At 57.0% G+C, this 13,006-nt stretch carries 12 protein-coding genes; all 12 read right to left on the reverse strand.

Translation table 11 applies throughout. The annotated features are described in order from the left end of the window. Positions 1-19: 19 nt before the first annotated feature. The 12 genes from AC6I6H_RS05410 to AC6I6H_RS05465 all read right to left on the reverse strand — a co-directional run bounded on the left by AC6I6H_RS05410 (position 20) and on the right by AC6I6H_RS05465 (position 12,985). Positions 20-1,636, reverse strand: coding sequence for an ABC-F family ATP-binding cassette domain-containing protein (locus tag AC6I6H_RS05410; protein WP_497952483.1), 1,617 nt, complete (start codon positions 1,634-1,636; stop codon positions 20-22). 18 nt (positions 1,637-1,654) lie between these two features. Further along, on the reverse strand, positions 1,655-3,622 hold the full coding sequence (locus AC6I6H_RS05415) for an ABC-F family ATP-binding cassette domain-containing protein (RefSeq protein WP_497952485.1): 1,968 nt from the start codon (positions 3,620-3,622) through the stop codon (positions 1,655-1,657). Beyond that, positions 3,619-4,659, reverse strand: coding sequence for a M42 family metallopeptidase (locus tag AC6I6H_RS05420; protein WP_497952487.1), 1,041 nt, complete (start codon positions 4,657-4,659; stop codon positions 3,619-3,621). Before AC6I6H_RS05420 ends, AC6I6H_RS05415 begins: the two co-directional genes overlap by 4 nt. 119 nt (positions 4,660-4,778) lie before the next feature. Then, positions 4,779-5,054 carry a hypothetical protein gene (locus tag AC6I6H_RS05425; RefSeq protein ID WP_497952489.1) on the reverse strand — a complete coding sequence of 92 codons (276 nt, stop codon included), beginning with the start codon at positions 5,052-5,054 and terminating at the stop codon, positions 4,779-4,781. Between the two features lie 166 nt (positions 5,055-5,220). After that, the gene (locus tag AC6I6H_RS05430) at positions 5,221-5,511 is read right to left on the reverse strand and encodes a Dabb family protein (RefSeq protein WP_497952491.1); all 291 of its coding nucleotides are present in this window, start codon (positions 5,509-5,511) and stop codon (positions 5,221-5,223) included. Positions 5,512-5,800: 289 nt separating this feature from the next. Continuing rightward, positions 5,801-7,447: a DUF6382 domain-containing protein gene (locus AC6I6H_RS05435; RefSeq protein ID WP_497952493.1), complete on the reverse strand. Its 1,647-nt coding sequence runs from the start codon at positions 7,445-7,447 to the stop codon at positions 5,801-5,803. A gap of 1 nt (position 7,448) precedes the next feature. Then, entirely contained in the window at positions 7,449-7,970 is a 522-nt protein-coding gene (locus AC6I6H_RS05440) for an A24 family peptidase (RefSeq protein ID WP_497952495.1), read from the reverse strand. Between the two features lie 17 nt (positions 7,971-7,987). Next, positions 7,988-8,617 (reverse strand): TadE/TadG family type IV pilus assembly protein, encoded by a 630-nt coding sequence (locus AC6I6H_RS05445; RefSeq protein WP_497952497.1) that lies wholly within the window; start codon positions 8,615-8,617, stop codon positions 7,988-7,990. A 34-nt stretch (positions 8,618-8,651) separates the two neighbouring features. Beyond that, positions 8,652-10,910 carry a hypothetical protein gene (locus AC6I6H_RS05450; protein WP_497952499.1) on the reverse strand — a complete coding sequence of 753 codons (2,259 nt, stop codon included), beginning with the start codon at positions 10,908-10,910 and terminating at the stop codon, positions 8,652-8,654. A gap of 19 nt (positions 10,911-10,929) precedes the next feature. After that, the gene (locus AC6I6H_RS05455) at positions 10,930-11,877 is read right to left on the reverse strand and encodes a TadE family protein (RefSeq protein ID WP_497952501.1); all 948 of its coding nucleotides are present in this window, start codon (positions 11,875-11,877) and stop codon (positions 10,930-10,932) included. Between the two features lie 66 nt (positions 11,878-11,943). Further along, positions 11,944-12,195, reverse strand: a complete 252-nt coding sequence (locus AC6I6H_RS05460; protein WP_497952503.1) for a Flp1 family type IVb pilin — start codon at positions 12,193-12,195, stop codon at positions 11,944-11,946. 31 nt (positions 12,196-12,226) lie between these two features. Then, positions 12,227-12,985 carry a type II secretion system F family protein gene (locus AC6I6H_RS05465; protein WP_497952505.1) on the reverse strand — a complete coding sequence of 253 codons (759 nt, stop codon included), beginning with the start codon at positions 12,983-12,985 and terminating at the stop codon, positions 12,227-12,229. Between the last annotated feature and the right edge of the window lie 21 nt (positions 12,986-13,006).

A 13,006-nucleotide genomic window follows, 5' to 3' on the forward strand; every position in this document is an offset into this window, starting at 1 on the left:
TCCCGGCTTGCACCGCCGGTTAAGCGTACATTTCTTCTTTCAGCTTGGCGACGTCAGGGTTTTCCAGGTATTCGTCGAACGTGGAGAGGCGGTCGATGATGCCCTTCGGCGTAATTTCAATGACGCGGTTGCCGACCGTCTGCAAAAGCTGATGGTCATGGGAGACGATCAGGAACGTGCCGTCAAAGTCACGCAGCCCGTTATTGAGCGCCGTAATCGATTCCAGATCCAAGTGGTTGGTCGGCTCGTCGAACATCAGCACGTTGGCCCCGGACAGCATCATGCGGGCAAACATGCAGCGCACCTTTTCGCCCCCGGACAGAACGCTTGCTTTTTTGGTGGCTTCCTCTCCGGAGAACAGCATCCGGCCGAGGTAGCCGCGGATGAACTGCTCGTCCTGATCCTTCGAGAATTGACGCAGCCAATCAATGAGGGTCAGCTCCACGCCGTCAAAGTACTTGGTGTTTTCTTTCGGGAAGTAGGCTTGTGTAGTGGTAACGCCCCAGGAGAAGCTGCCGCTGTCCGCTTCGAGCTCGCCCGCCAGAATCTGGAACAGTGTCGTTTTGGCAATGCCGTCCGGTCCGGCCAGCACGACCTTGTCCCCTTTGTTCAAGGTAAAGCTGACGTTGTTCAGCACCTGTTGACCGTCGATGGTCTTGGACAGATTCTCCACCGTCAGGATTTGCTTGCCCGCTTCACGCTCCGGTTTGAAGTTGATAAACGGGTACTTGCGGTTGGACGGACGGATGTCCTCCAGCGTGAGCTTTTCCAGCTGCTTTTTCCGCGAGGTCGCCTGTTTGGATTTGGAGGCGTTGGCGCTGAACCGGCGAATAAACTCCTCCAGCTCTTTGCGTTTCTCCTCGATCTTTTTGTTTTTGTCGGAGATCAGGCGCGTAGCCAGCTGGCTCGACTCGTACCAGAAGTCGTAGTTGCCGACGTACAGCTGGATTTTGCCGAAGTCGATGTCGGCGATATGGGTGCACACCTGATTCAGGAAGTGGCGGTCGTGGGAAACCACGATAACGGTGCCTTCAAATTTAGCCAGGAAGTTTTCGAGCCATTGAATCGATTCCAGGTCCAAGTGGTTGGTCGGTTCGTCCAGCAGCAGAATATTCGGCGTTCCGAACAGGGCTTGAGCGAGCAGCACGCGCACTTTCTCGTTGCCGTCCAGCTCTTTCATTTTTTTGTCGTGCAGGTCCTTCGGGATGCCAAGGCCCATCAAAAGCGCGGCGGCGTCCGATTCGGCCTCCCAGCCGTTCAGCTCGGCAAACTCGCCCTCGAGCTCGGCGGCGCGCATGCCGTCTTCATCGGAGAAGTCCGGCTTCATGTAAATGGCGTCCTTTTCCTCCATGATTTCATAAAGCTTGGTATGGCCCATGATGACCGTCTTCAACACTTCGTACTCGTCGTATTCGAAATGGTTCTGCTTCAGAACCGCCATCCGCTCGCCCGGCGTGATGCTGACTTCGCCGCGCGTCGGTTCGATTTCTCCGGCCAGAATTTTCAGGAACGTGGATTTGCCCGCTCCGTTTGCGCCGATCAGACCGTAGCAGTTGCCCGGCGTGAATTTGATGTTGACGTCTTCGAAAAGCGCGCGGCTCCCGTACCGAAGCGTCACGTTGGATGTATTAATCATTTGCTTACCGCCTTTGCTTTAATTTGCCTGGTTGCGGGCAATTTCCTCGACCAGCTCGGAAAGCTCGGTCCAGCGCTCCATTGCCTTATCCAGCTTTTCGGTTAACGCGTTCTGCTCGTCGAACAGCTCGCGGACTTTGTCGTAGTCGCTCCCGTTTACTTCGATCTGCCCTTTTACCTCTTCGATACGGGCTTCCAGACCGGCGATCACGCCTTCGATCTCATCCCATTCCTTCTGGTCCTTGTACGACAGCTTGCGCGGTTTTCGGGCTTCTGCGCCTGCCGTCTCTTTGCCGGGTCCTTCCGGTTGGGAAGCCGGTCCCCGTCCTCCGCTCCCAGCGGAAGCTCCTTTGGCGTCCTGATCGGCACGCGATTCGGACGCTCCGCCTTCCAGCTCCAGCCTCTCCGCGTATTCGCTGTAATTCCCTTCGAATTTGCGGATGCTTCCGTCTCCCTCGAAAACAAAGAGCCGGTCCACGGTGCGGTCCAGAAAATAGCGGTCGTGGGAAACGGTAATGACCGAGCCCGGGAACTGGTCCAGGTAATCCTCCAGGACGGTCAGCGTTTGGATGTCCAGATCATTCGTCGGTTCGTCCAGCAGCAGTACGTTCGGCTCGCCCATCAGCGTGCGGAGCAGGTACAGCCGGCGCTTCTCCCCGCCCGACAGACGGGAAATGTACGTCCACTGCTGCGGCCCGGGAAACAGAAAACGTTCGAGCATTTGGGCGGCGGTGATGGTTTCGCCATCCGGCGTATGAATCACTTCCGCCGCCTCTTTTATATATTCGATGACCCGCTTGCTTCCGTCAAGCTCTTCGTTTTCCTGCGTATAAAACGCCAGCTTGACGGTCGCTCCCGTCTCGACCGTGCCCTCATCCGGCTGCAATCGGCCCGCCATCAGGTTCAGCAGCGTGGTTTTTCCGCTCCCGTTTGGCCCTACGATGCCGATTCGCTCGCCCGGCAGTACGATGTGGCTGAAGCCGTCGATCAGCTTCCGCCCGTCCGCCGATTTCGTCAAACGGTCCAGCTCCAGCACCTTCCGGCCGAGCCGGCTGGCGCCGACGGCAAAGTCGAGCGCCTCGTCCGGGCCATCCGTTTTGCGGTCGCGCAATTCCTCCACCCGGTCGATGCGCGCTTTCTGCTTGGTCGTGCGCGCTTTGGCGCCGCGCTTCAGCCATTCCAGCTCGCGGCGAAGCAGGTTTTGCCGCTTCGCTTCGGAAGCCGCCTCGCGTTCCTCCCGCTCGGCTTTCTTGTCGAGAAAATAGGAATAGTTCCCCTCGTACACATACAGCAATCCCCGGTGAAGCTCGAAAATCCGGTTGGTTACCCGATCCAGAAAGTAACGGTCGTGGGTGACCAGCAGCAGCGCGCCGCGGTACCGGGACAGCTCCTGTTCCAGCCAGCCTACCGTCCGGTTGTCGATGTGGTTGGTCGGCTCGTCCAGGATCAGCAAATCCGCCGGCTGGATCAGCGCGGATGCAAGCGCAACCCGCTTGCGTTGCCCGCCGGACAACTCGGAAACCGGTTTGCCGAACGCGTCGATGCCAAGCCGGCCCAGAATCGCTTTCGCCCGTGTTTCGGCTTCCCAGGCACCCGCCGCGTCCATCGCCTGCTGCGCCCGGAACAGCCGGGCCTGAAGGCGGTCGTCGGCAGGGTTTTGCTCCAGGTCGGCAAGCGCCGCTTCATAGTCGCGCAGCGTCCGCATGAGCGGGTTGTCGCCGCGGAAGACATGCTCCAGCACCGTAACGCCTTCGGCGAAGAAAGGGTCCTGCGCCAAATACTCGGCCCGGAAATCCTTCGCGTGCACCAGCTTTCCTCCGTCGGCCGGCTCGATTCCGCCCACGGCCTTGAGCAGCGAGGATTTGCCGGTGCCGTTGACGCCGATCAGCCCAATCCGCTGCCTAGGCTCAACCGCAAACGAGATGCTGTCAAACAGCACCTTCTCCCCGTAGCTTTTGGTGAGCTGTTCCACGCTCAGCATGCTCATGAGCGCTTCTCCGTCACATAAGCGGCCAGGAGAGCCGTTGTATTCCAGAGGGCTTCCTCGTGCGTCCGCTCCATGCCGTGGGAGGCATGCACGCCGGGTCCGATCAGGGCGGCCCGAATGTTGCTGCCGCCCCGGAGGGATGCGGACGCGTCCGATCCGTATGAAGGGTAGATGTCAATCGCAAAGCCGAGCTCTTCCCGTTCCGCTAAACGGATAAGGTCGGACACCATGTCGTAATCGTAGGGGCCGGACGAATCCTTGGCGCAGATGGAGACGTCTTTTTCGGTGCAGGACAGATCATCTCCGATCGCGCCCATGTCCACGGCCAGCAGGTCGCGAATATCGGGCGGCAGATAGGAGGCCCCGTGTCCGACTTCCTCGTAGGTGGTCACGCAGACTTTGAGGGTGCGCTCCGGGACCAGCTTTTCGCGGCTCAGCAGCTCCAGAAGGCCGAACAGGCAAGCGACGCCCGCTTTGTCGTCCAGATGGCGCGACTTGATCCAGCCGCCGTCAAGCCGTGTGCGGGGATCGAAGGACACGATGTCCCCTACCCGGATGCCAAGCTTCTCCACGTCATCCGCACTTGCGGCGTCCGCGTCGAGACGGATCTCCATGTTGGCTTCCTCGCGTTTTTGGTCCCGTACGTCCGAATATACATGTACGGAAGGATGGGTGGAGAGAATCGTTCCGCCGATCGTCTTGCCGCTGCGTGTGTGAACCGTGCAGTATTCGTTTTCAATGCTTGTCATGGAATACCCGCCGAGCGATGTGAAACGGAGCATCCCGTTCGCTTTAACCGAACGGACCATGGCGCCGAGCGTGTCCACGTGCCCGGTAAGACCAAGCGTTTCCTCTGTTTTGCCGGGGACCGTCACGATTCCCATTCCCTTCGGCGTCCGTTCAAAGGAATACCCCAGCCGTTTCGCTTCGGCCTCGATCCGGTCCACGGCCTGCCGCGCATACCCGGTCGGACTTGGAATCGCCAGCAGCTCCTTCAACAGTTGCAGGATATAGTCGCGGTTGAGCCGGTTTTTCATAAAACCCCATCCTTCCATTTATCTACACAGCAAAACAGTGTAGTCACCCGGGGGAAACTACACTGCCTGCGAGCTATCGTTTCATTTGTCCGCTTGAGAGACAACCGCTGCCGCGGCCGCTAAATCGAAGGCAAAGGATTGCCGCCGCCGCCCAAGTTGAGATTTTTGACCAGGTTAATCCCAAACTGGGTAATCTTCGCGACCAGCTGGCCGTTTTCGGCTTTGAACCGGATCAGGCCCTTGTCGGCCAAATATTCCAGCGCAAAATATTTTTCCGGGTCCCGATCTTCGAGATTCCCGGGGATGAGTGCTTTTTTGCCTCTTTCCGCGAGGTGAAACTCATAAAGCTCATCAAGCATATCCATCCGAAGTTTTTTACGCTTCTCTGAAGCCATGCCGTCTCACTCCCTTATCGACACTTTATAGCCCCCGAAATGAATCCAGTATGTCCACTAAACATTCTTCAGTATCTATGATATATGAAGTTGACCAATTCGTCAATTGTATGTACAATAGTGGGTCTGTTTTTTTCGGAAAAGAGTCGGTTGCGGGCGCGCTGCGTCAGCTCTCGAAATCGACCGCGACGGAAGGCTCGCGGGTCGCTTGTCCCATGTAGGCGATTACCGGCTGGTGCACGGGATGCTTTTGGTAAACGTCCAGATCTTCAAGCGTTTCAAACTTTGCCACGAGCGCCAAATCGTACGCCCTGCCGGACGGCACGAAATTTACGCCTGCTTCAAGGCTCACCAATCCCGGAATCTTCCCGTCCATCGAGAGGATCGTTTCCCGGGTTTTGGCCAGCCCTTCCGGGCTTGTATCCTTTAATCGAAAAAACACGATATGCGTGATCATGACCGGCTGCTCCTTTCCTCGCCGAGGGAGGAATGTTTGCCGACATTATACCGATAAACCCCCGCAGGGTCAATAGAGAAGGCGGGCCTGTTGAATGTCCGGCCAATGGTTTGCAGCCTATGAAGCAAGGAGCAAAGCTTCCGTTTGGAGGCGGTAACCTCCAAGTCAAAGCAAAAGCGGCGGACCGGATACGAAATCCAGTCCGCCGATTTGGTTCATAGGGTTAGCCTACGCAATCAGCTTGCACTGCCGGCGCTGCCGATGTATGCCTTCCCTGCCGGCTTGCTGCTTACCATTTGACGGTGCAGGTCCACCCTGCTATTTGGAACCGTTCGCCCTGCGCAAGGGGATAATCCTTGAATGGCACAAGTGCTTCTCCTCCGCGCCGGGTTCCGTTCTTGGACCCAAGGTCCCGGAGCGCCACTCCTTCCTCCGTGCGAACCAATTCCGCGTGCTGCCTTGACACTCCGTGGTCAGCCGCCGCGAAAGGGGTCTGACCGGATTCGCGTCCGATCACCAATCCGCCTTCGGGAATCGGGACGGAAAATTCTTCTTCCCGGTTGCGGAACTCCGCCCAGGCCGCTTCGGCAGACGGGACGGCTTGCCGGTCCAGCAGCACGGTTGCCTGCCCGCCTCCCAATAAAACCGTCCGGTCGGACAAATTCATATAATAGTCCTTCCCGGCCTTCTCCCGTCTCTCCGGAAGCAAAGTACCCGCAAAGGGATCGGAAGCCGCCGCATCGGGGCCGGGCGTCCGGCTGCGGAACGCTTCTTCATTGCTTTCTCCGCTAAGCCGCTTGTAAATCGCGTCCGCGGCCGGCGCTCGACCGGCCGGCTCCGGGACGTCCGGTCCCGGCCGCACCTCCGCATCTCCCGGTATCGCCTGGAAACCGACTTTTCTCCAGCCGTATCCAAGCGTCAGGCACAGGAAGGTAAAGCCCAAGGCGAGGTAAAGCATACCTTCCGTTTGGACGGAGCCATATTCCAGCCAGCTATACCCGGAAGCCGCCAAACAAACAGCCAGCACAAAACCGGGATGCACGCCGTGCCTGGTTCCGGTCCCGGCAGCCGACTCTTCCGCTAGGCCGGCTGCATAGGTGCCTTTCGCTTCGTCCTCCGGAAAAAGGCGTTCACTGGAAAAACGGGCGAAACGGGGGTTGCGGCCGCGGGCCGCAGGTTTGGCCGAAGCCGGATTTCCATGCCCTTTCGGTGAAGCATTCACGTTTGGAAGTAATGGCTTGGACACGGGATCAAGACTGCCCGTGTGTGCAGCATAAGACAGCATTCGGGACTGCTTGCCGGAAAACGCGGATTCTCTTCTCTCCTCCGCCTGCCCCCTGGCTTCCTCCGCTTCCAGGTTCCCCGAACGGTATGCCGCCTGAATGCGTTTCTTATATTCCCACGGACCGGATGCCCCGTTTAAAAAAGCGGGCAAATCCGGTTCGCTTCCGTTTTGCATCCCCGACGCAAAAGACCACAGGTTTTTGGCAAACCGGTTCCATCGCGCTTCCAGGCTTTCCTCCTGTTGAAACCCGTGAAGAGGCAGATACATCAGCTCGGGCTCGTTCCAGCCATTCGAGCAGTAAACCCACTGCGCATCCAGAACGTACCGTTCCGGGTTCAGCAGATAAGCGACGCTTCCCTCCAGAAGGGAAGCGATCGCGAGAAGCACACGGGCAAACGGTTCAGGTCCGAAGCTTCCGAAGCGGGCTTCTACAGCAAGCGGACGTTTGCCCGTATAGGCGAACAGAATGTTGATTTGCAAATCCATCTCTTCGAACTGAACCGGCATGATTCCCGGAACGCGGCAGCGCGTCAGCATCTTCTTCTCGGTCTGCACAAAATCCGCGTTTCGAAGCGGCTCGCTGCGGCCAATGACCAAAAAATGCCCGCCCCGTTCCACCCGATCGCAAAGGAATCCCTGTAGCGCGCCCACCTCATATCCCTCCATTTCCGGTCAAAAACTCCGCCAGCAAAACAAGTGCGGCTGGCGCAACGGCATACATAAACGGAAACCGCAGCATTTCCTTCTTGGGTACAATCAGCAGCGCTTTCCGGTCCTTCCAGCCCAGAAAGGCGAGCAGCCCGAACAAAAGCTGCCGGATGCGGAGAAAAAGCAGCTTCTTCCGGAGCAAGATGAACAGCCCGATCAGACCGGCGAACAGCATCGAATACAGTGCGCAATTGAGCGCGAACAAGCCTCCCCCGATTGCGCCGATCGCCCCGAACAGCTTGACGTCGCCCGCACCGAGCGCCCCGAACAAATAGAGCACGTACAAGGGAGCAAATCCGATGCACCAGCCGGCAAACGCAAGCCACAATCCTTCCGTTCCATATGCGACCGTCTGATAAACAAAACCGCCGGCCGCTCCGGTCAGCGTAAGCCAGTTCGGAATCCGGCTCGTGCGGGCATCCGTCGCCAAAGCGGTTAACAGCAATACGCCAAGCAAAATCCACATTCCTTCTTCTTTCCTTTCTATTTGCCGATCCATACCCGCTCCTGCGCCTTCTTTCGCAAGGTGATTTTCTTGTCGAGAAACGGGAGCGGCAGCCGGTATTCATATTCAACCTCAACGGCAAGCATGTCGGATGAAGCCTGAAACGGATTCGGCACCTTAACCTTTGTGACCCGAAAGTGTTTTTCCCGGATCACCCTTTTGTCGGCGAAGTGCAGCACAATCGGGGCAAACGCCCGGTTGACGGCCGGATCAACCGATTCGCTTGCAGCGTCTTGCAGCGCATCCAAGCCGGAAGCCTCCAGCCGCTCGCGGTGGAGCTTTTCCCATTCCAGCCATTCGACAACCGGTTTGGGCAGAAGCGCTTCCAGGCGGCCACCCGTGTCCTCTGCTTGCCCGAGCCTTTCTTTTGCTTCTACGATCTTCCCAAGCACGCTGTCATAAAGGACACTGGCCTTGGAGCCGGATAGCGATTTTGCAGCTTCCTTGAGCAGCATATCCAAAGGCCCGTAATGAGTCGCAATCTCTTTTACGGTTTCGGAGGCAGCCGATTGCAGCTTCGATTCGATCACGGAAATCCGGATAAAGACGCTTAAAGTGAGCACAAACACGAGGAAGAAAGGAAGCACAAGCACAGCCTCGAGGGCCATGCCACCATCGTTTTGCAGGACAAACGGCTTTCGTTTAATAGGCCATCACCGCCGTTGCTTTGACCTTGACCAGGTTCCCTTCCACTTCTCCATAAAGCGGTTTTTCCAACAGCTTGGCCACCCCCGGCAGAAACCACAAACGAAAATGCGCAGCGGCCTCTCCCTGGATATGCGTGGTCTGTTTCGTTAAATCCAGCCCGCTGTCCAATTCGATCAGCGCCTGCATACGGGCCATCATCTTTCGGTCGTTGCTGTGCAGCAGGTACATAACACGCAGCAAATCCTTGTAGCTTACTTTCAGAGCGGGAAACTTGGCGACTGCCGCTATGGTTTCTCCTTTGACAAGCTTGTTTACTTCCCCGTAGGCTTTCGCCGCTCCTTCGGCGGCCGCCGCCAAAAGCATCAGAAGCGGAGATCCGATGTTTAGGGTTTGAAGCTTCGGGTCGGAAACCGCTTCAACGGTTCGAATGGCAAACAGCATCAAAAACATTTCGCCATAAGCGGCGGAGTAATTTGCCGAACAGGAAGAGAAGCCATATAGGATGTATTCCGCTTCCTGCCCGGGGAGCGGCCGGTCGGACGCTTCTCCGGCCGGAGAGGTCCGGTAGGTAAAACGCGAGAGCGCATATTCGTTCAAAAAAAGCTCACCCCGGGCTTCACGCAGCACATTGCCCAGCCGCTCGGACAGAGACATCGCCGCCTTCAGCCCTTTATCCGGATCGGCGGCCGGCTGTCCCAATCCCTCGGAGCCTGCTCCGCCGGGATCCTGGGAATTGTAACGCATGTATTTGGCGTAATAACCCGTTTCCGCTTCCTCTCCTTGTAAAGTGCGGTAAGCCGCCGCAAACGAATCGGGTGCCCCCCATTCCCCGCAATTGCCAAGCACGTTGTTCACCGCGCCAAGCGCGCTTCCCAGCCTGCCGCGCTGCTCATCCTCTTTTCCTTTGATGGCTTTCCGCTTCTCTTCACGTTCCCGTTCCAAAGCATGGCGGGTGCTGCGAAACTCCGTTACGGTTTTTCCGAGACTCCCGATGGAGTCCTCCAGTTTTTTGAACCCGGCTCCGGCAAACAAATCGGTTCCCGTCCATTGTGCCGAAAAGCCATGAAACAGAGCAGGTATCCGGCCGGCCTGCGTACCGTATTCGTTAAAAAACCCATCGTTCCACACCGGAACGGTTTCAAAAAGGCGGGCCGTATCTTGACCGGAATACCGGGCCGTCAACTTCTCTTTTTCTTCTATTAATGCTTCATTGGCTTTTCTTGCGGAGGCAAGACTTTCGGAAAAAGTCCTATAGCGGCTGTCTAGCGCTTGCGCATCGGCGGGAAGCGCGGCTCGAGCCGATTCCGTCAGCACGGCATATTCGGCGATGTCCTTCAACAGCTGTTCCACGTTCAGCTTCCGCTCTCCTAAACTTTGAATCGATTGATCCAACGTCCGGATCGATTCCCCGATGGATTGGATTTGCGACCGAAGGGCCGCAATTCGGGCCGCATTTTTCTTGGCGTCGCGATTCAGCTCTTTCAGCGACCTATGGGCGGAATCGAGGGAGCTTTGCAGCTCCCGAAGCGATTTCTCCGATTGCCTCAGGCTGTCTTCTATGCCGCGAAGCGATTCCGCGGCCGTTACCGCGTCGTTTAAGCCGATCCGTTCCGCGAGTCCCCCGATCTTCGTTAACCGCTCCCGGTAGGAAGCTGCGAAACCGTCGGCCGTTCGACTTAACGCTTGCGCTTCCTCCCACGCTCGATCCAATGCCTCATGTACAGCATCCGCCTTCTTCTGAAGGGAGAGCGATTGTTCATAAAGATCGGACGCTGCACTCAATGCTTCAGCCGTTCCGGTTTTACGGAACTTCTCCACAATTTCCAGAGCGAATTCGGCCGGAGCCCGGTATTTCATATCCTCCATGACCTGCGTCCGAAAAACGCTTTGGTTTCCCAAAGTGTCCATTCCTTTGACCGAATCCTCTTCGCCGTTATGCTCCATGGATAAATAACGAAAAGAATCGGACGAGCTCCCGCCGGTCACATTCTCCGTTACGATATTAGCGAAAAGCTCCTTCATTGCTTCCTCCGAACCGTCCCTCCCGAACAAGCCGTACTTTCGCAGCTCCGGCTCGAATTCCGACAGTACCGAACGAACGGCCGCTTTGACGGCCCGCTCGGTTTGGCGTTCCGCGAGCTGGTAGCGGATCAGGTCGATGAAGACTGCATTCAGCACAAACATCGGGAGCAGAATCAGAATCAAGTAGACCGACGCCGAACCGTCGGCTTTGAACAAAAATCGTATCCGCATCCGGTCCCCCTTGCCGGTCCTACCGGTTATCGTGATAAACGACGGTTATGCCGGATTGATCCAGCTTTTGGCGAATGGCCTCGCTAAGTTCATACCTTCCGCTGTTTTTCACCCGGAAAATATGCCATATGCAGCCTTTGATCATGCCTTTGCGAATCAGCTCGGCGTCCTTCAGAATTTCCTCCTCATACAACCCGGCTCCGCCGCGCATGGTATATTTCACTTCATGGGCGACGCGGTCAGGGTCTACAGCGTCGTATTGCCGTTCTCCCATAGACGTATCCATCACTGCTCCCCGGCCGTTTACCATCTCTTGCACATAAAGCTTGGCTTTCGCTTCAGTATCGATATACGGCATGGGCTTTTCCTCGGAAAACCGGTCAAAGGCCGAAGCGCCGCCTTCTTTGCTCAAATATTCCTTTAAACGGCCTGCATATTCAGTCAAAATTTCCACGTTGCGAAGAAATTCAGCCGGTTCGGTAACATAAGATTTCGCGGCACCTTCACTTATCCGTTTTCCCGTCCATTCTTCATACAGTTTCGGAATTCGCGCATCTTGGCGAAGCTCCGCCGTCACGCTGCGCTCCAGCAAACTGTTTCGGTATTCCATCGTGCCGGAGGCGTCGCCCGGCAGGCTGCCAGCGGGACGGGCCAGTTTTCGCTGATTGAGGTTATGCTCGGCGCCGGCCGTCAGGGGCAGCTCCAAACGGCTGGATGCGCCGCCGCCAAAACCAAGCAGCGCCGACCATTCCGAGCCGGATATCCGCCAGTAAAGACCATCGTTCTCGCCTGCATAAAACGCGCCGCTAACAGGGTCTTTCCTGGAGTTGTCCCAATTGAATGCCGCCCGCTCCGCCGCTGCGTCCGCGGCAAATTCCAGATTGGCGGAGCGGTACAAGTACAAACTGAAGAAAATCAAACCGAACGAAAGAAGCAGGAGAATCGGGAATACCAAAGTCGCCTCCATCGTCCATGAGCCCTCTTCCCGGGACCAGAGCCGCCGAAGCGCGGCAGACGAGTTGTTCATAGCGGATCAGGACGTCGGTTCTTTCGGGCTTGTGGAATTGGTAGTAATTTTGCCGTCCGTATCGTCAAAGAGCTTGTTCACCCATTTAATAATCCATTTCCGGAAGGCAATCGCAATAATGACCAGTACCGCCAAAATCATTAAAATCTCCAGCGTTCCCAGCCCTTCTTCTTCCCTCATGAAGCGGCTCGCTCTTTTCTTCCCTTTTGACGCCCAGCTTCTTGCTTTTCCTCTGAATGCCGGCAAGCTGTTTTCCATGTTTTCTGCACACCTTTCTTCTATATAATTGCTATCCCATCATCAGAATGGCGGGAGCCGCCACGATGACGGTTACGACCAGGAAAATGGCGACCATGGGGAAGACCAGCTTGGAGGACGCTTCTTCCCCTATGGTTCTCGCCTGCGACTTGCGTTTCTCCCAAAGAACGCGCCCCAGTTCCCGCAAACTGGTTACAAAATCATCCCCGCCCCGACGGTAGTTGAGCAGCACCGTATTGGTGAACAAGGATACTTCCTGAACCGCGCAGCGTTTGCTGAAATTCTCCAACGCTACGGGGAAGGAAACATTATTGGCCATATCGGACACCAATAAGGCCAGCTCCACATACAGCGGATGCTCCGGTCCCGGTCCCGGCTCCTTCCCGGGCGGCTTCATGCATTTGCCGAGCGCCTGCTGCACCGTCTCTCCGGCGTTCACCAGCAGCACGAGTTTGTTCAGCAGCTCGGGCATTTCCATCACCATCATCCGCCGTTTGGCACGGACGAGCATGTCCAGCCGCCGAACGAGAAACACAGGAACCAGTGCGGCGGCAAGCGCGCCGGCCATTAGCAGTGCCGGATCGCCTGCTGCTGCTCCCAGAGCGGCCATAAGCGTGATCGCCAGCATTGCCGCTGCGAGAACAAACGTCAAATAATCGGCTGCGGCATTGGGCCCCGCCGAAGGACCGGCCAGCAGGAACAGCTTCAATTGAACCTTGGTGAAAAGAGCCGGAAAGCGGCTTTCCGCCTGCGTGCTGCGGATCAGCTTCTCCGCCGCCGGATGAAACAAAGGAATACGCCGATTCGGAAG

The organism is Gorillibacterium sp. sgz306347 (assembly GCF_059735245.1).